The sequence below is a fragment of the Stenotrophomonas sp. BIO128-Bstrain genome (assembly GCF_030128875.1).
Classification (GTDB): Bacteria; Pseudomonadota; Gammaproteobacteria; order Xanthomonadales; family Xanthomonadaceae; genus Stenotrophomonas; species Stenotrophomonas bentonitica_A.
Map to the genome: position 1 here is coordinate 312,942 of NZ_CP124620.1, position 21,318 is coordinate 334,259.

The 21,318-nt window shown below is 67.1% G+C and carries 14 protein-coding genes; 8 read left to right on the forward strand and 6 right to left on the reverse strand.

Annotation, left to right across the window (positions count from 1 at the left end; all coding sequences use genetic code 11):
* Positions 1 to 23: 23 nt before the first annotated feature.
* From otsA to POS15_RS01370, 4 genes are all read right to left on the reverse strand, one after another.
* The gene (gene otsA / locus POS15_RS01355) at positions 24 to 1,388 is read right to left on the reverse strand and encodes an alpha,alpha-trehalose-phosphate synthase (UDP-forming) (protein WP_284128842.1); all 1,365 of its coding nucleotides are present in this window, start codon (positions 1,386 to 1,388) and stop codon (positions 24 to 26) included.
* Positions 1,385 to 3,166, reverse strand: coding sequence for a glycoside hydrolase family 15 protein (locus tag POS15_RS01360; RefSeq protein WP_070471236.1), 1,782 nt, complete (start codon positions 3,164 to 3,166; stop codon positions 1,385 to 1,387). Before POS15_RS01360 ends, otsA begins: the two co-directional genes overlap by 4 nt.
* An 86-nt stretch (positions 3,167 to 3,252) precedes the next feature.
* Positions 3,253 to 4,011, reverse strand: a complete 759-nt coding sequence (otsB, locus tag POS15_RS01365; protein ID WP_070427450.1) for a trehalose-phosphatase — start codon at positions 4,009 to 4,011, stop codon at positions 3,253 to 3,255.
* A 173-nt stretch (positions 4,012 to 4,184) separates the two neighbouring features.
* Positions 4,185 to 6,635, reverse strand: a complete 2,451-nt coding sequence (locus POS15_RS01370) for a TonB-dependent receptor (protein ID WP_284128843.1) — start codon at positions 6,633 to 6,635, stop codon at positions 4,185 to 4,187.
* A 251-nt stretch (positions 6,636 to 6,886) separates the two neighbouring features.
* Here POS15_RS01370 and POS15_RS01375 point away from each other — a divergent pair, with 251 nt between their 5' ends.
* The 4 genes from POS15_RS01375 to POS15_RS01390 all read left to right on the forward strand — a co-directional run bounded on the left by POS15_RS01375 (position 6,887) and on the right by POS15_RS01390 (position 11,874).
* On the forward strand, positions 6,887 to 7,369 hold the full coding sequence (locus POS15_RS01375) for a DUF3574 domain-containing protein (protein WP_019186280.1): 483 nt from the start codon (positions 6,887 to 6,889) through the stop codon (positions 7,367 to 7,369).
* A 35-nt stretch (positions 7,370 to 7,404) separates the two neighbouring features.
* The gene (locus POS15_RS01380) at positions 7,405 to 8,265 is read left to right on the forward strand and encodes a hypothetical protein (RefSeq protein WP_019186279.1); all 861 of its coding nucleotides are present in this window, start codon (positions 7,405 to 7,407) and stop codon (positions 8,263 to 8,265) included.
* Between the two features lie 84 nt (positions 8,266 to 8,349).
* Entirely contained in the window at positions 8,350 to 10,071 is a 1,722-nt protein-coding gene (locus POS15_RS01385) for a thiamine pyrophosphate-dependent enzyme (protein WP_284128844.1), read from the forward strand.
* A 204-nt stretch (positions 10,072 to 10,275) separates the two neighbouring features.
* A complete protein-coding gene (locus POS15_RS01390) occupies positions 10,276 to 11,874 on the forward strand; it encodes a membrane protein (RefSeq protein ID WP_046273848.1) in 1,599 nt (532 codons plus the stop codon).
* A 247-nt stretch (positions 11,875 to 12,121) separates the two neighbouring features.
* On the opposite strand, the gene POS15_RS01395 is transcribed toward POS15_RS01390, so the two are convergent.
* Entirely contained in the window at positions 12,122 to 12,832 is a 711-nt protein-coding gene (locus POS15_RS01395; RefSeq protein ID WP_046273849.1) for a glutathione S-transferase, read from the reverse strand.
* 114 nt (positions 12,833 to 12,946) lie between these two features.
* Here POS15_RS01395 and POS15_RS01400 point away from each other — a divergent pair, with 114 nt between their 5' ends.
* The 4 genes from POS15_RS01400 (at position 12,947) to POS15_RS01415 (ending at position 19,509) form a co-directional block, all read left to right on the forward strand.
* On the forward strand, positions 12,947 to 14,263 hold the full coding sequence (locus POS15_RS01400) for a retropepsin-like aspartic protease (protein ID WP_080114919.1): 1,317 nt from the start codon (positions 12,947 to 12,949) through the stop codon (positions 14,261 to 14,263).
* A 105-nt stretch (positions 14,264 to 14,368) separates the two neighbouring features.
* Complete coding sequence (gene clpB, locus POS15_RS01405) at positions 14,369 to 16,954, forward strand: ATP-dependent chaperone ClpB (RefSeq protein WP_046273851.1); 2,586 nt, start codon at positions 14,369 to 14,371, stop codon at positions 16,952 to 16,954.
* A 124-nt stretch (positions 16,955 to 17,078) separates the two neighbouring features.
* On the forward strand, positions 17,079 to 18,380 hold the full coding sequence (locus POS15_RS01410) for an aminotransferase class I/II-fold pyridoxal phosphate-dependent enzyme (RefSeq protein ID WP_019186128.1): 1,302 nt from the start codon (positions 17,079 to 17,081) through the stop codon (positions 18,378 to 18,380).
* A gap of 247 nt (positions 18,381 to 18,627) precedes the next feature.
* On the forward strand, positions 18,628 to 19,509 hold the full coding sequence (locus tag POS15_RS01415) for an AraC family transcriptional regulator (protein ID WP_284128845.1): 882 nt from the start codon (positions 18,628 to 18,630) through the stop codon (positions 19,507 to 19,509).
* A 6-nt stretch (positions 19,510 to 19,515) separates the two neighbouring features.
* On the opposite strand, the gene ybaL is transcribed toward POS15_RS01415, so the two are convergent.
* A complete protein-coding gene (gene ybaL, locus POS15_RS01420; protein WP_019186130.1) occupies positions 19,516 to 21,219 on the reverse strand; it encodes a YbaL family putative K(+) efflux transporter in 1,704 nt (567 codons plus the stop codon).
* Between the last annotated feature and the right edge of the window lie 99 nt (positions 21,220 to 21,318).

Here is a 21,318-nt window from a genome sequence, read left to right on the forward strand (position 1 = left end):
GCGCTTCCCGCAGCCCGGCGGCGTCATCCTTCCAGGGCCTGAAGATACGTCTGCCGCCAATGATTGATGTCGTAGGTGCGCAGGTGGTCCATCATCGCCTGCCAGCGCTCCACGCGCTTCTTCAGCGGCATCGTCGCGGCCGTGGCGATCGCATCGGCCACGCCATCGAGGTCATGTGGATTGACCAGCAGTGCCTGCTTGAGTTCATCGGCAGCGCCGGCCAGCAGTGACAGCACCAGTACGCCCGGATTCTCCGGATCCTGCGAGGCGACGTATTCCTTGGCCACCAGGTTCATGCCGTCGCGCAACGGGGTCACCAGGCCCACCGCCGCCGCCCGGTAGAAGCCGGTCAGGGTGGCATGGGTGAAATTCTGGTTGACGTAGCGCAGCGGGGTCCAGTCCGGCGCGGCATGCCCGCCGTTGATGTGCCCGGCGATCTGTTCCAGCTGGCCGCGCAGCTGCCGGTACTCGGTGACATCGCCACGGGATACCGGGGCGATCTGCAGATACGTGAGCGAGCCATGCTGGTCCGGGTGGCGTTCCAGATACCGCTCGAAACCCTGGAAGCGTTCGGGCAGGCCCTTTGAGTAGTCCAGCCGGTCCACGCCGATCGCCAGCTGGCGATTGCGCAGGCTGCCGCGCAGGTCCTTGACCGCTGGCTTGTTCGCCCCGGCCTTGGCCTGCCGCGCAATGAACTCGGTATCGATGCCGATCGGGAAGGCCGCGGCGCGGAAGCGTCGGCCGCCGGGCGCTTCCAGCTCGCCATCGGGCAGCACCCGGCCGCCACCGAACAGGCGCACGTAGGACTGGAAACGGTCCGCATCGCGCTGCGTCTGGAAGCCGACCAGGTCATAGGCGTACAGGCTGGAGAACAACCGCAGGTGGTCGGGCATGGCCTGCAGCAGGTCCGCCGAGGGCATCGGCACATGCAGGAAGAAGCCGATCCGGCAGCCGATGCCACGCTCGCGCAGCAGCGAGGCGAGCGGGATCAGGTGGTAATCGTGGATCCAGACGATGTCGTCTTCGCGCAGCAGCGGGGCGAGTTTCTCGGCGAACAGCGCGTTGACCCGGCGGTACGTTTCGCGCGTCCCGCGGTCGTAGTCGACCAGGTCCAGCCGGAAGTGCAGCAATGGCCACAGCGTGCGATTGGCGAAGCCGTTGTAGTAGCCGTCCACATCGCGCTTGTTGAGGTCCATGGTGACGTAGCGGATGTCACCGTCCACCTGCTCGTGCAGCGCGCCGCTGTTGTCGCGTACCGACTTGCCGCTCCAGCCGAACCACAGGCCGCCACGCTCTTTGAGCGCGGCGAGCAGGCCGACCGCCAGGCCGCCGGCGCGGGATTCACCGGGAACGGCGACCCGGTTGGACACGACGACCAGGCGGCTCATGATGCCTCCTGCCAGCTGCGCGACAGGCGCATGGCGGCGGTGATCAGGCCCACGTGCGAATAGGTCTGCGGGAAGTTGCCCCAGGCCTCGCCATTGTCGAAGGCCAGGTCTTCGGAGAGCAGGCCCAGGTGATTGCGGCGCTCCAGCAGCATCTCGAACATCTCGCGCGCTTCATCCAGGCGACCGATCGCGGCGAGCGCATCGATGTACCAGAAGGTGCAGATGGTGAAGCTGGTTTCCGGTTCGCCGAAGTCATCCGGCGCCACGTAACGGTACAGCGCGTTGCCATGTTTGAGATCGCGGCCGATCGCCTCGACGGTGGCGACAAAGCGTGCGTCGGTGGCGTCGATGAACCCGATGTCGGCCAGCAGCAGCAACGAGGCATCCAGGCGGTGGCCACCGAAGGTATCGGTGAAGTGCCCGAGCGCTTCGCTCCACGAGTCGCGCATGATCCGCGCATGGATGATGTCGGCTCGCTCGCGCCAGTAGGTGGCGCGGTCATCCAGCTTCAGCCGCACCGCGATCTTGCACAGGCGGTCGCAGGCGGCCCAGCACATCGCGCTGGTGTAGGTATGCACTTCGGTGCGGCCGCGGAACTCCCACAGCCCGGCATCGGGCACGTCATGCAGGGTGAAGGCCTGCTCGCCGAGCGGCTCCAGCCGCGCGAAGGTGTGTGCATCGCCCGGGTCCTGCAGGCGGCGATCGAAGAACAGCTGCGTGGAGGCAAGCACCACGCTGCCGTAGACATCGTGCTGGCGCTGTACCCAGGCCAGGTTGCCGCGACGCACCGGCCCCATGCCGCGGTAGCCGGACAGCGAGGGGACTTCGCTTTCTTCCAGCTTGGCCTCGAAGCTGATGCCGTACAGCGGCTGCAGGCTGCCATCGGCGGTGGCCAGGTTGAAGATGTAGCCCAGGAACTGCTCCATCGTGCGCGTGGCGCCGAGGCGGTTCAGCGTACGCACCACGAAGGCGGCATCGCGCAGCCAGCAATAGCGATAATCCCAGTTGCGGATGCTGCCGGGCGCTTCGGGAATGGAGGTCGTCATCGCGGCGATGATCGCGCCGCTGTCTTCGTACTGGCACAGTTTCAGCGTGATCGCGCTGCGGATCACCGCGTCCTGCCATTCCAGCGGGATGGACAGATAGCGCACCCATTCGCGCCAGTAGTCGCGCGTGCGCTGGAAGGATTCCTGCACGTAACCACTGAGCGAACGGTTGAGCGATTCGTCCACCCCCAGCACCAGGTGCACCGGATGGTTGAGCACGAACGGCAGGCCGTCGCGCACGAAGCGCAGCGGCACATCCGTGGTCAGGCGCAGCACGTGGTCGGGCAGCACCCAGCGGATGTGGTTGCTGCCCCAGGTCGAATCGGGAACGCGCGCGCCCCAGTCGGCCAGTGGCCGGGCGCGCACGATGATGCGCGGGTTGCCGGACAGCGGGCGGACCTGGCGGATCAGGCTGACCGGCCGATAGAAGCGGTCGTTCTGGCGCCAGCGCGGCGCGAAATCGATGATTTCCAGCGCGCCGCCATGCTTGTCGCGCAGCACGGTGCGCAGGATGGCGGTGTTGGTCAGGTAGCTCTGTTCGCTCTCGACCATGTCCTCCAGCTCGATGCCGAAGTCACCGCCCTCTTGTTGATTGGGGCCAAGCAGGGCGCAGAAGGTGGGGTCGCCGTCGAAGGTCGGCAGGCAGCTCCAGACGACGCGCGCGTGCTTGTCGATCAGCGCGCCGAAGCTGCCATTGCCGACCACGCCCAGATTCAGATCGGGTTCGCTCATGATGCAGGAAGTCTCGTGTCATGCCGCGGCGGCACACCGGTGGGGGAGACCTGCGCGCGGCGTCAGGGGGCCTTGGGGTCAAGGCATCAGTAGGCATTCTCGCGAAGCCAGGCGTGGACGCTGCGTATCGTCGGCAGCGAGAACACCGCATCGCTCGGCTCGCGCGCACCGACCAGCACGCTCCAGCCATGCAGATCATTGGCCGCGCCGAAGCCGAATTCATCGGTGAGGTCATCGCCGACGAACACCGGCATGCGATCACGGAACGGCGGCTGCAGCATCAGCTGCCGCATCGCACGCCCCTTGTCGCTGCCCTCAGGCAGGAATTCGATCACATGGTCGCCCGGCTGCAGCCGATAGCCGCCATGCCCGCGGATATGCCGTTCGGCAAACGCACGCACGTCATTGGCGGCATGCGGAGCACCACGCCAATGCAGGGCCAGGCTGCGGCCCTTGTCTTCAACGAGCACGCCGGGGTAGCCGTGCGCGAACCGCATCGCCTGCTGGTGCAGGGCGTGCAGCCACTCACTGGTATCTGCGGAGGGATCACTGCTCTGCGCGCGCTGCTCGTGGTTGCGCAGCTCGTGGCCATGCAGGCCGGCGGCGGGCAGGCTCAGGGGCGCAAACAGCTTGTCCAGCTGCGCCAGCGGTCGGCCGCTGATCAGCGCGACCGCGCCATCCAGGCGGTCGCTGATGCGCCCGATCGCCTCACGCACATCCGGCAGCAGCGCGACCGACTCGGGGTCGTCCGCGAATTCGATAAGGGTGCCATCCACGTCCAGGAACAGCGCACAGGCATCGTCCAGCAGCGGCGGCGGCGGACGTTGGGGGAAGTCGTTGGCCATGGTGACCAACATGCCAGCGTGGATGTGATCGCCAGGTCATGGCATCACCCACGCATCCTCCCGTTCACCACCGGTAGAGCCGACGGTCAGCCGGCTGCACCAAACCCGGTAGAGCCGACCGTCGGTCGGCTGCACAAACCCGGTAGAGCCGACCGTTGGTCGGCTGCACCCCGTCAGAACGTATACCGCACGCGCCCGTAGTAATACGCACCATTGCTACCGATCGGTGACAGCACGTCATACGGCAGGTTGCCGAAGTAGTAGATATCGTCGTTGGACAGATCCGAGTAGTTGTCGGTCAGGTTCTGCCCGCCCAGCGCCACGCTCCACTGCGGGGTGATCTTGTATTCCACCTCGGCATCCAGCTGCCACTCGGCCCCGTAGGTCTGGCGCGGAATATAACCATCACCGAAGTTGAACACGCGGGTGACGCTGCCATAGCGGCTCAGGCGGCTGCTCAGCGACCAGCGATCATCGGCCCAGCTGGCGGCCAGCGCGGCGCGGGTGCGCGGGGTGGCATCGGTCAGCGTATTGGTCTCTTCCACGCCGAACAGCACGTAGTCCGGGTCCAGCGCGAGCAGTCCCGGCGGGGTGGCGAGCACGTTCTTCAGCGTGGTCTTGGTGTAGGCGTAGGTGCCGGTCAGCACCAGCTCGCCATCGCCCAGCGACTGCCGCCAGTTGCTCACCAGTTCCGCGCCGCGGGTGCGGGTATCGGCGGCGTTGACGAAGAAGCTGGCGCTCTGCAGGCCAGCCACGCCGAACTGCTGCTGCACGTAGTCGGTCAGCGCATCACCGGTGATGCTTTCCGACAGTGCGATGCGGTCATCGATGTCGATCTGGAAGAAGTCCAGCGAGACATCGAAGTGCTCGCCGATACGGCTGGTGAAACCCAGGCTGGTGTTGAGCGACTTCTCCGGCTTCAGGTCGGTGGCGCCCAGGCCACGCGCGATCGGATTGTTCACCGACAGCACGCGGCCCTGCACCAGCTGGCCGGCCGCGTTGTAGCCGGTGGACGTGGATTCGTAGCCGATCTGCGCCAGCGACGGGGCACGGAAGTTGTTGGAGATCGCACCGCGCAGCGCGAAGGCCGGCGTGAATTCGTAGCGCAGCCCCAGCTTGCCGGTGAGCTCGCCACCGAAATCATCGCTGTGCTCGTAGCGTGCGGCCAGATCGCTTGAGAAATGCTCACCGAACTGGCTGGACAGGCTGGCGTAGGCGCTGGCGACATCGCGCGAGAGCGAGGTCGCATCCTGCGGGGTCAGGCCACCACCGGCCTGCGAGCCGGTCGGGCGATCGGTGAACGGACCCGCGGCATAGCTGGTCGGATCGCCCGGACGGGTCTGGTAATGGTCGCGGCGCGCTTCCAGGCCCAGGCCAAGGCTGTGGGTGATGCTCTCGCCCTGCGAGAACACACGGCCGAGGTCGACGTTCGCGACCGTCAGCTCATTGCGGTAATCACCGGTCTTGAACCGGGTCGGGCTGGTCGGGCCCAGCGAGGCGTTGAGCGAGTTGCGCAGGCGGTAAGTGAACGTGTTGATGCCGTAATCCAGGCTCGCATCGTAGTTCCACTCGCCCCACTGGCCCTTCGCGCCGGCCACGGCCTGTACGTCGCGGTTTTCGCCCTCGGAGATCGGACGGTAGCCGTTCGGGTAGATCTGCGCCCAGTTGGCGTCGCTGTCCGGGTAGCGGAAGTAGTTCGCGCCTTCGCTGTCGCGCTGGTTGAAGGTGGCGAAGCTGTAGAAGGTGGAGGTTTCACCGAACGGCAGCTGCGCGTTGTACCAGGCGTTCAGGTCCTTGGTCTTGCCATCGCCGAGCACGTAGTTGCGCTTGCCCTGCAGGGCAAGGTTGGTCGGGGTCTGGTCCCACGGCGGGATCTGGTCGAAGCCGGCGCGATTGGTGCCTTCGTGATTTTTCAGCTCCAGGCCCACGCGCAGGAAGCCGCCCTCATCGCCCAGCCGGGTGCCGACCTTGGCGCTGGCGTAGCTGGTCTGGCCGTCGGTGAGGGTGCGGTCGATCGGCTTGAGGTCGGTGTGGTTGGCGCCGAAGCTCGCTTCGAATGCACCGCCTTCCGGCGCGTCATCCAGGATCACGTTGATCACGCCGGCCACCGCATCGGAGCCGTACAGCGCACCGGCGCCATCGCGCAGCACTTCGATGCGCTTGATCGCGCTGACCGGGATCGCGTTGAAATCGACCGGGGTGGTGCCCTTGCCGATCTTGCTGTCGGTGTTGACCAGGGCGCTGCTGTGGCGGCGCTTGCCGTTGACCAGCACCAGCACCTGATCGGGCGAGAGGCCGCGCAGCTGGGCGGCCCGGATGTGGTCGGCACCGCCGGAGTTGGACTGGCGCGGGAAATTGAACGAGGGCAGCAGCGCCTGCAGGGCGCTGCCAAGCTCGCCATTGACCACGCCGGCCTTGCGGATGTCCTCGGCGGTGAGCACATCCACTGGCGAGGTGGATTCCAGCACGGTCCGGTCAACGGCACGGGTGCCGGTGACGATCACGGTGTCCAGCGTTTTAGCGGTGTTCGGCGCGTCCTGCGCAAGTACGTCCTGGGCCAGCAGGGGGGAGGAAAGGACGAGCGCGATGGCAAGGCCAAGGCGCGACGCGGACGGACGGGACATGCGGACTCCAGCGGGACGACGAGGGGGAGGGAGGGGCGGGGGGAGGGGGGAGGAGCCGGCGTTGCCGATCCAAGGTCGGCACTACCAATCCATCCGGATGAAGCGATATATTATCTTCGCGTGATGTCCCTGTGTGACGCAAGTCCCATCGGGGTGGTTATCAGCAGATAGCGATTGGCGATCTGCGCTGGACCGGGATGTCCGGCACGCTCCTTCCCCCTGCCTGTCCCCGAGTTTCCGGAGAGTTGTCCATGTCGTTCCGCGCCATCCTGATTGCCCTGGTCCTGACCACCAGCGGCTGTGCTACCGCCGCCCCGGCCGCCAAATCCACCCCGCCAGCCGCCGCCACGGCCACCTTGCAGGGTGACGCCGCGCGCCCGGATGCCGCCGCCGGCTGGGTCCGCAGCGAGCTGTATTTCGGCGTGGGCGAAGAAACCGGCGTGGCCGACCGCCCGCAGACCGAGGGCATCAGTGACGCGCAGTGGCGCGCCTTCCTCGACAAGGAAGTCACCCCGCGCTTCCCGGACGGCCTGACCGTGTTCGATGCCTACGGCCAGTGGCTGTTCCGTGGCGCCGCCGAGCCGAACCGCCTGCGCACCAAGGTGCTGGTGGTGCTGCACGAGAACACCCCGCAGCGCCGCGCCGACATCGAAGCGATCCGCCTGGCATGGAAGCAGGCCACCGGCCACCAGTCGGTGCTGTGGGCGCAGCAGGCGGTTGAAGTATCGTTCTGAGCCAGGGCGCCGCAGCGGCGCTGCACGGAGCGATGATGAAACACGGCAATGCGATGCTGGCCGCGGTGTTGATGGGCGTGGCGGCAGCATCCGCGCACGCGCAGGACGCCGCCCCGGCCCGGCTTCTGCTCGAGGTGGCTGGCGGCGTGCAGGTGCAGGCGACGCTGCAGGACGACGGCGGTATTTCCGTCGTACTGGCCCCGTCGGGCAAGCGTCAGGTGCTGCCGGGGGTGACCGACGCGGACGGCAACGCACGCCTGTCCGCCGAGGATGTCGATTTCGATGGTCACCCGGAGCTGGTCGCGCGCGCCGCGGTCGGCATGGTCAACGAAGCGGTCGCGGTGTACCGCTACGCTCCGGCGCGACAGGAACTGGTGGCGCTGGCGCCCATCGCGAACGACCGCGCGCAGTGCGGTGACCTGATGGGGCTGACGGTGGAGGCAGACAACCGCACCCTGAGCAGCAGCTGCCGCAGCGGGCCGATGTGGTACGTGGATCAGTACCGCTACGACGGCGGTCGCCTGTACCTGTACCGCGCCGAGCGCATGTTGATGCTCGACGATCTGCTCGAGCCGTACGTGTTCGTGAAGCAGACCGCCGACAGCGGTCCCCTGGCGGTCTGGAGCACCTTCGATCCTGAAGGCAACGTGCTGGAGACCGCGATCGGCGATGGTCTGGAGGCGCCGCGCGCCGGCTCGCCGCTGCTGCGCATTTCCGGGCATGTGATGGTGGCGCGGCTGCCGTTGTACCGCCAGCCCGGTGATGCCACGACCCCGCGGTATCTGGTGCGCGATGACCGCGTGGAGCTGCTCGATGAGCGCGATGGCTGGGTGCAGGTAAGTTATGACCATCCCACGCGCGGCGCGGTGCTGGGCTGGGTGAACACGCAGCCGTGACCCAGCGCCGGCACGCGTAAACCCACACGAGTGTCACTTGCCCGGGACTAGGCTGACGTTTCCCCCTCGTCGTGGAAGCATGTCATGAGCAAGCGCGTTGCCGAAATCGTGGTTGAGACCCTCCAGGCCGCCGGTGTCCGTCACTGTTACGGCATCGTCGGCGATACCCTCAACTACGTCACCGATGCCATCCATCACAGCGAGATCGAGTGGGTACACACGCGGCATGAGGAAGTGGCCGCGTTTGCCGCCGGTGCCGAGTCGCTGATCAGCGGGCAGCTCACCGCCTGCGCCGGCTCGTGCGGCCCGGGCGGGCTGCATTTCATCAATGGCGTGTTCGAGACCAACCGCAACCGCGCGCCGATGGTGCTGATCGCCAGCCAGGTGGTCACCGCCGAGCTGGGCATGGAGTTCCCGCAGGAAGTCGATTTCAAGGCGGTGTACGGCAGCTGCAGCGTGTTCTGCGAGCAGGTGCAGAGCGCCGAGCAGGCGCGCCGCGTGGTGACGTTGGCGTGCCAGGCGGCGATCAGCCGCCGCGGGGTCGCGGTGGTGATCCTGCCGGCCGACATCAGCGAAGCGGAGGTCAAGCACGATGTGCCGTTCTCGGTGCATTACACCCAGCCGGTGCTGCGCCCGTCGGACGATGAACTGCAGCGCATCGCCGCGCTGATCGGCGAGGGCAAGCGCATCGGCATCTACGCAGGTGCGGGCTGCGAACATGCGCATGATGCCCTGGTCGCGCTGGGTGCCCGGCTCAAGGCACCGATCGCGCATACCTCGCGCGCGAAGGACTTCGTGGAGTACGACAACCCGTACAACATGGGCATGACCGGCATCTTCGGCATCGAGTCCGGGTATCACACGCTGATGGCCTGCGACACGCTGCTGCTGCTCGGCGCGGACTTCGCTTGGGGCCAGTACTACCCGGACAAGGCCACGCTGATCCAGGTGGACCGCGATGGCAGCCATCTGGGCCGCCGGCATCCGGTGAATCTGGGCGTGGTGGGGGATATCGGCCCGACCCTGGAGGCATTGCTGCCGCTTCTGCCCGAACGCGAGGACCGCAGCTTCCTGGATGAGTGCATGGAGCACCGCGAGAAGGCGCTGGCCACGCGGGCCAAGGAAGAGCAACCGGGCGAAGGCGAGCTGATCCACCCGCAGCATCTCACCGCGCTGATCGACCGCCACGCTGCCGACGACGCGCTCTTTACCGCAGATGGCGGCTCGCCGATGGTGTGGATCCTGCGCCATATCCGCGTCAATGGGCGCCGCCGCACGCTGACCAGCCTGCTGCACGGCACGATGGCCAACGCGATGCCGCAGGCGCTGGGCCTGCAGAAGGCCTACCCGGGCCGCCAGGTGATTTCGCTGTCCGGTGATGGTGGCCTGGCGATGCTGCTGGGCGACCTGCTCACCGCCGTGCAGGAAAACCTGCCGATCAAGGTGGTGGTCTACAACAACAGTTCGCTGAATTTCGTCGAGCTGGAGCAGAAGGTCGAAGGCCTGCTGGACAACTACACCGACCTGAAGAACCCTGACTTCGGCCGCCTGGCCGAGGTGATCGGGTTCTACGGCCGCACCGTGACCCGCTCGGAGGACCTGGAGCAGGCGGTGAAGGATTTCCTGGCGCACCCGGGCCCGGCGCTGCTGGACGTGCACACCAGCCCGACCGAGCTGGTGATGCCGCCGCAGGTGGAAGCCAAGCAGGTGGCCGGTACTGCCCTGTACGCGGCCAAGGCGCTGCTGAGCGGGCGGGTCGGGGATGTACGGGACCTGCTGGCGAACAACTTCCTCAACAAGCCCTGATCCCCACGCTCCGGTAGTGCCGGCCGCTGGCCGGCTCCCCAGGATTCATCCGACGGTATCGGGAGCCGGCCAGCGGCCGGCACTACGCGAGCGCAATCGGGTATGCGATGACCCATACATCCCGGCGTTCCATTGATGTGCCTGTTACTGGGGGCGGCGAGGCCCTACCATCGGCTACCCCCTCCCCATGGCCGCCCCCCGCGCATGTCCGCCTCCGCTCCCGTCCCCACCGGACGCCCCCGCTGGTTCGTCGCCGGCGATCTCAACGGTTTCTTCGGCCTGGTGGTCGACAACCTGTCCATCCTCGGCTTCATCGCGATGGCCCTGGTCGGCATCTTCCAGTTCCCCGCGGATGTGGTGTTCGGCCGCATGTTCCCGGGCACCGCCTTCGGCGTGCTGGTCGGCAACGTGCTCTACACCTGGATGGCGCGCCGCCTGGCCGCGCGCACCGGTCGCGATGATGTCACCGCGATGCCGCTCGGCCTGGACGCGCCGACCAGCATCGGCATGGCGCTGCTGGTGCTCGGCCCGGCCTTCCTCGCCTTCAAGGGCCAGGGCCTGGCCCCGCACGATGCGGCCATCGCCACCTGGCAGCTGGGCATGGCCTCGCTGGTGATCATGGGCGTGCTCAAGGTGATCCTGTCGTTCTTCGGCGAGGCGGTGACCCGCGCGCTGCCGCGCGCCTCGCTGCTCGGCTCGATCGCCGGCATCGCGATCGTGCTGATGGGCTTCCTGCCGCTGCTGGAAACGCTGCGCTCGCCGGTCGTCGGCTTCGTCACCCTGGGCCTGCTGCTGTACGTGCTGATCGCCAAGCGCAAACTGCCGATCCGCGCGCCCGGCGTGCTGGTCGCCTTCGTCTTCGGCACGATCCTGTACTACGGACTCGGCCTGGCCGGCCTGGGTGCGCCGGGCTTCAAGGTGCCTGAGTGGGTACCGCCGCAGGTGGTGCTGCCCTGGCCGACACTGGGGTTCATCGACGGCCTGCCGACCGCGATCACCTACCTGCCGCTGCTGCTGCCGTTCGGCCTGCTGATGGTGGTCGGTGGCATCAACGTTTCCGAAAGCGCGCGTGCGGCCGGTGATGATTACCGCACCCGCGACATCCTGCTGGTGGAGGCCGTCGCCACGCTGGTGGCCGGGTTCTGCGGCGGCGTCGCGCAGACCACGCCGTACATCGGCCAGCCGGCCTACAAGCACATGGGCGCGCGCAGCGGTTACACGCTGCTGACCGGTCTGTTCGTCGGCATCGGCGGCATGCTGGGGGTGATTTCCGGGCTGGTGCAGTGGCTGCCGCTGGCCGTGCTGGCGCCGATCATCGTGTACGTGGCGATCGACATCACCACCCAGGCCTTCCAGGCCACGCCGCGCGAGCACGCGGGCGCGATGGTGCTCGGCTTCCTGCCTTCGGTGGCCTACCTGCTGGCGATCAAGGCCCCGGGCTGGATCGCCCCGGAACAGCTCGCGGCGATGACCACTACGCTGGACGGGCATGGCCTGCCGGAGCTGGCGGTGATCTTCACCCTGGGCAACGGCTTCATCATCACCTCGATGCTGTGGATCGCGGCGGTGGTGGCGATGATCGATGGGAAGCTGCTGCGCGCCTCCGGGTTCCTGCTGGTGGCTGCGGTGCTGACCCTGTTCGGCCTGATCCACTCGGTGGACCCGCGCGGTGGCATCTATCTGCCGTGGCAGCTGGAGGGCCTGCCGAAGATCATCAGCTGGCAGTTCACCGGCGCGTACGTGGCGCTGGCCGGGTTGCTGGCGCTGTTGTCGCTGCAGAAGCAGCCTTCGGAACGCGCGTAGCGCTCTCGTAGTGCCGGCCGCTGGCCGGCTGCGTTTCATTGTGCTCACGACCAACGGTCGTGAGCTACCGAATGGGGCAGGTCTGCTGGGGAGCCGGCCAGCGGCCGGCACTACCTGCTCACGACCAACGGTCGTGAGCTACCGAATGGGGCAGGTCTGCTGGGGAGCCGGCCAGCGGCCGGCACTACCTGCTCACGACCAGCGGTCGTGAGCTACCGCTGCACGCCTCGCGGCGGCCGGCGCGGCATCATTGCTCGCCATCCAGCTCCGGGTAATGCCGGAAAATGCCGTTGGTGTTGAACGCCAGGCGCCGTTCCGAGGCGAGATAGGCGGCGATGTTGGGCCGGGTTTCCACCCGGTCCTTCAGGGCGCGCAGCTGCGGCAGCGTCGGCCAAAGGGCCTGCATGCGGCGCGGGAACATGTACTCCAGCCCGCTCAGCAGCTGGAACAGCGACAGATCCACATAGGAGTGCTCGCGCAGCGGATGACGCCCACCGTTGTGCTTGAGCACGTTCTCGAAGTAACCGAGGAACTTGGGCATGCGCTCGCCGCGCATCGACGTCGCGCGCGCTCTGGCTTCGTGTTTCTGGTCGTCGTAGTACTTCGACGCTGCGATCGGGTGGTGGGTGTCATGCACCTCGGCCACCAGATCGGCGATGGTCAGCTGCAACTGCAGGGCCTGCTGCCGCCGTGAACTGGCATCGGGCACCAGGCCGAGCTCCGGTCCCAGATGATCCAGGATCGCGCCCACCTGGGCGATCACCTGCCGGCCGGTGCGCAGGAATGGGGGGGCAAACGGCTGCAGGCCCTCGACCTTGCCGTCCAGATACGGCTGCATCACGGCATCGCCGTGGACCCGCGCCATATCCGTGTAGCCCGCGCCCGCATCCTCCAGCGCCAGCCGCACGAACTCGCCGCGGCCCTGGATGCCGGTCCAGTAATACAGTTCGTAATGCATGCAGCCACTCCGTGCGGAACCGGTGGCCAGCATGGCCCGCGCAGCCGAAAGCAGGCGTGAGCGCAGCGTGGTTCCCGTGCTAGGGTCGGGCGGGGATGTCGATGGGAGCAGGCGATGCGGATGTGGGCGATGGGCGTGTGCGTGGCGATGTTGCCGGCTGCCGTAGCGGCCGACCCGGTGGCCCTGCACGATGGCTTCGGCTACAGCGATGCAGTGCTGCGTGCGGAACTGACGACGCTGCGCGAGATGAGCGGGGTATCCGGTGCACGCCGGCACCTGGGTGCGGCAGGCTATCACCGCGTCCGTGGTGAGCTGGCCGCCTCCAATCGGGCTGCACGCCAGTGCCTGGACGAAACCCGCGATGCGCCGCCTGCGCTGCAGGGGCTGGCCTTCCTGTGCGAATCCACCTTGGCCGGCAACGCGCTGATCGAGGGCGATATCGCTGGATGGGCGAGCCTGATGCTGCGCGTGCGCGAGGACTACCAGCGCACCATCGTGCCGATGCTCAAGCCCGGCGACGAGGTGCCCGATGTCACCCGCCCGGCATTCGCGGCGTTCACCACCTGGCCGCGCAGTGCGCCGCCCGTTGCCGAGCGCGAGCAGGAGGTGGCGGTGCCGATCCAGTTCAGCAACGAGCTGCCCTCGGTCACGCTTACCCTGCACGGCACGCGCGACGGCCATCCCGTCAGCCAGGAGGCTGCCTTCATCGTCGATACCGGCGCCCCGCGTTCGCACATCACGCGCGCGCTGGCCGAATCGCTGGGCCTGACGGTGACCGAAAACTTCGTGGTCTCACGCATCATCGACGGCGACATCCAGCAGGCGGGGCTGGCTGCACCGATCGATATCGAGCTGGGCGGGCAGCGGGTGCGCGACGTCTCGTTCAACAGCGAAGCCACGCGCGAGCTCAACCTGATCGGCCTCGATGTGCTGCGCGCGCTGGGACGGATCCGCCTTTCCCGCGACACGCTGACGCTGCTCGGGACGCAGACTCCAGCCGCCTGCACACGGCGGATGGTGTTCACCTCCTCGTTGTGGGGGCCGTTCCAGCAGGCCCGCTACCCGATCCGCGGTCGCGAAAACACGCTCATGCTGGTCGACACCGGCTTCAATGGGGCATTCCAGATGCGGGGTGCGCCGCGTTCGTCGGTGCCGGGCGCCGCAATCCAGCGCAAGAATGTCATCACCACGCGCGGCGCGGAGGACATCGAGTACGCGCCGGCCAGCACGCCATTGCAGGTGGCCGATACGTTGGCGAACATTCCGGTGGATATCGCCTTCCAGCCGCCGGATCTGTTTCCCTCGTCCTGGCGGGTCGGCTACGGCGTCACCGGCGGCTACGACGTGGCGCTGGACCTGCCGGCCGGCATCGGCTGCCTGGTGCCATTGCCGCCCGAACCGCCCCTGCTGGACCGCCCGCCAGGGGCCTGACGAAGCCTGAATCGGCATCTCATCCACCCTTGAAACACGCCCCCGTAACCGCATCTCAGGGACAGTGCTGGCACGGCCAGCCCCGTTTACATCGAGGACAAGAACATGCGGATGGACAAGCTCACCTCGCGTTTCCAGCAGGCGCTGGCCGACGCGCAGTCGTTGGCCGTGGGCCGCGACCACAACATCATCGAACCGGTACATGTGTTCAGCGCGCTGCTGGACCAGCAGGGTGGCAGCACGCGCCCGCTGCTGGCCCAGGCCGGCGTCAACGTGCCGGTACTGCGCGAACGTTTGAATGAAACCCTGGAGGCCCTGCCCAAGGTCTCCGGGCAGGAAGGCAACCTGTCGATCGGCAACGATCTGAACCGGCTGCTCAACAACACCGACAAGCTGGCCCAGCAGCACGGCGATGCCTTCATCGCCAGTGAGTGGTTCGTGCTGGCCGCGGTCGACGATGGCGGCACCCTGGGCATGGCGCTGCGCGCCGCCGGTGCCGACAGGAAGAAGATCGAAACCGCCATCGACAAGGTGCGCGGCGGCGAGACCGTGCAGTCGGAAAATGCGGAAGACCAGCGCCAGGCGCTGGAGAAATACACCATCGACCTGACCGCGCGCGCAGAGAGCGGCAAGCTGGATCCGGTGATCGGCCGCGATGAGGAGATCCGTCGCACCATCCAGGTCCTGCAGCGCCGCACCAAGAACAACCCGGTGCTGATCGGTGAGCCCGGCGTGGGCAAGACCGCCATCGTGGAGGGCCTGGCCCAGCGCATCATCAACGACGAAGTGCCCGAGGGCCTGCGCGGCAAGCGCGTGCTGTCGCTGGACATGGGCGCGCTGATCGCCGGTGCCAAGTTCCGCGGCGAGTTCGAAGAGCGCCTGAAGGGCGTGCTCAACGACCTGGCCAAGAGCGAAGGGCAGGTGATCCTGTTCATCGACGAACTGCACACGATGGTCGGCGCCGGCAAGGCCGACGGCGCGATGGACGCCGGCAACATGCTCAAGCCAGCGCTGGCGCGCGGTGAGCTGCACTGCGTCGGTGCGACCACGCTGGACGAATACCGCAAGTACATCGAGAAGGATGCTGCGCTGGAGCGCCGCTTCCAGAAGGTGCTGGTGGGCGAGCCGAGCGTGGAAGACACTATCGCGATCCTGCGCGGGCTGAAGGAAAAGTACGCCGTGCACCATGGCGTGGAAATCACCGACCCGGCGATCGTCGCCGCGGCCACGCTGTCGCACCGTTACATCGCCGACCGGCAGTTGCCGGACAAGGCCATCGACCTGATGGACGAGGCCGCCTCGCGCATCCGGATGGAGATCGACTCCAAGCCGGAGGAACTGGATCGGTTGGAGCGCCGCGTGATCCAGCTCAAGATCCAGCGCGAAATGCTCAAGAAAGAAAAGGACGACGCCTCGCGCCAGCGCCTGGCCGATCTGGAAACCGACATCGATGCGCTGGAGCGCGAGTTCTCCGATCTCAATGAAATCTGGAAGTCGGAGAAGGCGACGCTGCAGGGTGCCACCCGGATCAAGGAACAGATCGAACAGGCCAAGCTGGAACTGGAATCGGCGCAGCGCCGCCAGGATTTCGGCCGTATGAGCGAGATCCAGTATGGGCAGCTGCCGCAGCTGGAAAAGCAGCTGGCCGCCGCGCAGGAAGTGGAAACCAGTGAGTTCAAGCTGGTCCAGGACCGGGTGACCGCCGAGGAGATCGCCGAAGTGGTCTCGCGTTGGACCGGCATCCCGGTCAACCGCATGCTCGAAGGCGAGCGCGACAAGCTGCTGCGCATGGAAGAGGTGCTGCACAACCGCGTGGTCGGCCAGGAAGAGGCGATCAAGGTGGTCTCCGATGCGGTGCGGCGTTCGCGTGCGGGCCTGTCCGATCCGGACCGTCCCAGCGGCTCGTTCCTGTTCCTGGGGCCGACCGGCGTGGGCAAGACCGAGCTGTGCAAGTCGTTGGCCGAGTTCCTGTTCGACAGCGCCGACGCGATGATCCGCATCGACATGAGCGAGTTCATGGAGAAGCACAGCGTCGCGCGCCTGATCGGTGCGCCCCCGGGCTACGTGGGCTACGAAGAAGGTGGCTACCTGACCGAGGCGGTGCGTCGTCGCCCGTATTCGCTGATCCTGCTCGATGAGGTGGAGAAGGCGCATCCGGACGTGTTCAACATCCTGCTGCAGGTGCTGGACGATGGCCGCCTGACCGATGGCCAGGGCCGCACGGTGGACTTCCGCAATACCGTCATCGTGATGACCTCCAACCTGGGCTCGCACCAGATCCAGGACATGAGCAGCGATGACAGCCCGGAGGCCTACACGCAGATGAAGGCCGCGGTGATGGGCGTGGTGCAGGCGCACTTCCGCCCGGAATTCATCAACCGCCTGGACGACATCGTGGTGTTCCACCCGCTGGACAAGGTGCAGATCAAGCAGATCGCCCGCATCCAGATGCAGGGCCTGGAAAAGCGCCTGGCCGAACGCGGCCTGCGCATCGAGGTCAGCGACGAGGCCTTCCAGCTGCTGGGCAACGTCGGCTTCGATCCGGTCTATGGTGCGCGTCCGCTCAAGCGTGCGATCCAGTCGCAGCTGGAGAACCCGCTGGCGCAGAAGATCCTGTCCGGCGAGTTCCTCAACGGCGATGTGATCCGGGTCGATGCGGCCGAGGGCAAGCTGGTGTTCGTGAAGGGCTAAGCCCCGCGCGCACCGGAGGCCTGATAACCGTTGAGCCTCACACCATGCATGTTTGGCATGAACCCCCGCCTCGGCGGGGGTTTTTTGTTCGGTATCGTCGGCATTCACCTGGAGGCGATGCGCTATGTCCGAACACGGCAGTCCCGAATCACAGTGGCGCGCGGAGACCATCGCGGTGCATGGCGGTTACCGGCCCGACCCCACCACGCGCGCGGTGGCAGTGCCGATCTACCAGACCGTGGCCTACGCCTTCGATGACACCCAGCACGGCGCGGACCTGTTCGACCTGAAGGTGCCGGGCAACATCTACACCCGCATCATGAACCCGACCACGGACGTGCTCGAGCAGCGCATCGCCGCGCTGGAGGGCGGGATCGGTGCACTGGCACTAGCCTCGGGCCAGGCCGCGATCACCTACGCGATCCAGACCATCGCCGAGGCGGGCGACAACATCGTCTCGGCCAGTGCCCTGTACGGCGGCACCTACAACCTGTTCGCGCACACGCTGCCGCAGTTCGGGATCGAAACGCGCTTTGCGGACTACCGCGATCCGCAGGCGTTCGGCGCGCTGATCGATGAGCGCACCAAGGCGGTGTTCGTCGAATCCATTGGCAACCCGCGCGGCAACATCACCGACATCGAGGCGGTAGCAAAGATCGCGCATGCGCATGGCGTGCCGCTGATCGTGGACAACACGGTCGCCACGCCGTACCTGCAGCGCTCGTTCGACTTCGGCGCGGACATCGTCGTGCATTCGCTGACCAAGTATCTCGGTGGTCATGGGACCAGCCTGGGCGGGGCGATCGTGGATTCCGGGCGCTTTCCCTGGGCGGAGCACAAGCAGCGCTTCCGCCGCTTGAACGAGCCGGACGTGAGCTACCACGGCGTGGTCTACACCGACGCCCTAGGGCCGGCGGCCTACATCGGCCGCGCGCGGGTGGTCCCGCTGCGCAATACCGGCGCGGCCATCTCACCGTTCAATTCCTTCCTGATCCTGCAGGGCATCGAGACCTTGGCGCTGCGCCTGGACCGGATCAACGCCAACACGCTGGCGGTGGCCGAACACCTTCAGCGCCATCCCAAGGTGGCGTGGGTCAACTACGCCGCGCTGCCCGACCATCCCGAGCACGCGTTGGTGCAGAAGTACCTGCGCGGCCACGGTTCCGGCGTGCTGACCTTCGGCCTGCCCGGTGGCCGCGCCGCAGGCGCGCGCTTCCTGGATGCGCTGCAGCTGTTCACTCGCCTGGTGAACCTGGGCGATGCCAAGTCACTGGCCACGCATCCGGCCTCGACCACCCACCGGCAGCTGGATGCGGCCGAGCTGGAGAAGGCGGGCGTCAGCGAAGACACGGTGCGGCTGTCGGTGGGCATCGAACACATCGACGACCTGCTCGCCGATCTGGAGCAGGCGTTGGCCAAGGCGTAGGGGCAGGACCCACGGCGGCCGGTGCGGGCCGGCCGCCGTGGGGTTTTTCCATGCGGCCATGGGATTCTCCGCCATGGGGTAGAGCCACGCCATGCGTGGCTGCTACTTCTTCCGGCGCCGCAGCCAGGCATGGCGTGGCTACCGGCAGGGTTAGGATCGGCTGACGATCGCCCAACTCCGCAAGATCGGCCACGCGCAGGGGCGCGGCAAGACGCACGCTGAGCGTCACCTAGAGAGGGAGCCCGCCATGCGCCGCATTGCCCAGGTCCGCCAGCGCCACGGTATCGATCGCGTCATCGCCCATCTGCAGGCCTGCCTGCGTGCTGGCGATCCCTTGCCGGATCTGGAAGCGCTGGCCGCGATCGCGCACCAGTCACCGTTCCATTTCCATCGCCTGTACCGCGCGCTGACCGGCGAAACGCCCGGGCGCACCGTGGCGCGCCTGCGCTTGCTGCAGGCGCTGCAGCTGCTCGGCAAGGCGGACAGCCGGGTGACCGAGGTGGCCTTGAACGTCGGTTATGAAAGCCCACAGGCGCTGGCCCGTGCCTGTCGCCAGGCGCTGGATGCCACGCCGAGCAGCCTGCGCGAGAATGCCGGGCTGCGCAGCCACTGGCAACAGCGGCTGGCACTGCCGGCGGGCGATCACGCCGGCGGGACGGTGCCGTTGCAGGTCACGGTGACCACACTGGAACCCTTCGATGTGGTGGCGCTGCGCACGCAAGGGGCCTTCGATGATCTGGATCAGGCGTTCGGCGAGATCTTCACCTGGGCCGCCGAGCAGGGCTGGGTCGAACAGCTGCAGCAGCTGATCGGCATCGCACGGACGGACCACCGCGATGCGCCGGCGCAGGAATGCGTATTCGATTGCGCAATGGGCTTCGGGCGCACGCCGCAGGCGCTACCCACCCCGCTGCGTGCGCTGACGCTGGGCGGTGGCACGTATGCCGTGCTGCGCCATGTGGGCAGTTACGCGGGCCTGGAAGCGGCCACTGATGCCCTGCTACGCGACTGGCTGCCCGACAGTGGTCACACGCTGCGCGATGCAGAGCTGTACTACCACTACCTGGATGACCCCGAACAGGTGCCCGACGCCATCCTGCGCGCCGATATCTGCGTGCCGGTGGGGTAGCGGCGGTCAGACCACCGGAATGCTGTGCTGCTGCCCCATCGTGCGGTACGGCGGGGTGGACATCACCATCTCGGCCAGCGAGTAGGCCAGCTCGCGCTCGGCCATGACCGTGCCATCGGCGCCGTGGGCGAGCAGGTGCTTCACCTCGGCATCGCTGTGTGCGCGCGCCAGCAGGGTCAGGCCCGGATTGAGCGCGCGCAACTTGGCCAGGGTCTCACCGGCTTCCAGCGGCTGCGGAATCGCCAGCACGGCGATCTTGGCGCGCTCGGGGTGTGCTTCGGCCAGCACGCGATCGGAGGCCGCGCTGCCACGGATGCCCGGCAGGCCGGCCGCATGCGCCTCGGCGACGTGCTCCTTGTTGTCGTCGATGATCATCACCGGCACGCCACGGTCGCGCAGGACCTGCGCCAGCGCGCTGCCGACGCGGCCGTAGCCGATCACGATGGCATGGTCGTGCAGGTCCAGCGAGGGGCCGGGCGGCAGCTCGGTCTCCACCGCAGTGGGGGTGGTTTCCTGGTTCTTCAGCAGCCAGCGGTCGAGCAGGCCGAACACCAGCGGGTTGAGCATGATCGAGATCAGCGCACCGGCCAGTACCAGGGCCTGGCCGGTCGGCGGCAGGATCTTCAGGGTCACGCCGAGGCCGGCGATGATGAAGGCGAATTCGCCGATCTGCGCCAGGCTGGCCGAGATGGTCAGCGCGGTACCGGTCGGGTGGCCGAAGGCACGCACGATCACGAACGCGGCGGCAGACTTGCCGAACATGATGATCGCAGCGGTGGCCAGCACCTGCCACGGGTGCTCGATCAGGATGGCCGGGTTGAACAGCATGCCGACCGAAACGAAGAACAGCACCGCGAACGCATCGCGCAGCGGCAGGGAATCGTTGGCGGCCTTGTGGCTCAGCTCCGATTCGTTGAGCAGCATGCCGGCGAAGAACGCGCCCAGCGCGAAGGAGACGCCGAACAGCATCGCCGAGCCGAATGCCACGCCCAGCGCGATCGCCAGCACGGCCAGGGTGAACAGCTCGCGCGAGCCGGTACCGGCGATGCGTTCCAGGATCCATGGGATCACCCGGCGCCCGACCACCAGCATCACCGCCACGAACAGGCCCAGCTGCACGAAGGTCCAGCCGATGCTGGCCAGCACGCTGCCGACGGTATGGGTTTCATTGGCCGCATCGGGGCCGAACACGCCGGCCAGCACCGGCATCATCACAAGCGCCAGGACGCAGGCCAGGTCTTCCACGATCAGCCAGCCGATCGCGATCTTGCCGCGCGTGGTTTCCAGCAGGCGCCGTTCTTCCATCGCGCGCAGCAGCACCACGGTACTGGCGGTGGCCAGCGAGAAACCGAACACCACGCCGTAGATCACCGGCCAGCCCATCAACGCGGCCAGGCCCCAGCCGAGCAGCGTGGCGACCAGGATCTGGCCGATCGCACCCGGGATGGCGATCGCTTTGACCTCCATCAGATCTTTCAGCGAGAAATGCAGGCCGACCCCGAACATCAGCAGCATCACACCGATCTCGGCCAGCTGGTTGGCCAGGGCCTGGTCGGCAACGAAGCCGGGGGTGAACGGGCCTACGCAGATGCCTGCAATCAGATAACCGACCAGGGGAGACAAACGCAGCTTGTTGGCCAGCGCGCCGAAGATGAAGGCGAGCCCAAGGCCAACGGCAACGATGTTGATCAGGTCGGTGTCATGGTGCATCGGGGCTCGCAAAGATGGGGGGTGCCCCGATTTTCACCGATGCAGCCGGTCCGGGCAAACATCCTTGCTCGCAATGCTGCTATGTCCCCGTGGTCAGGT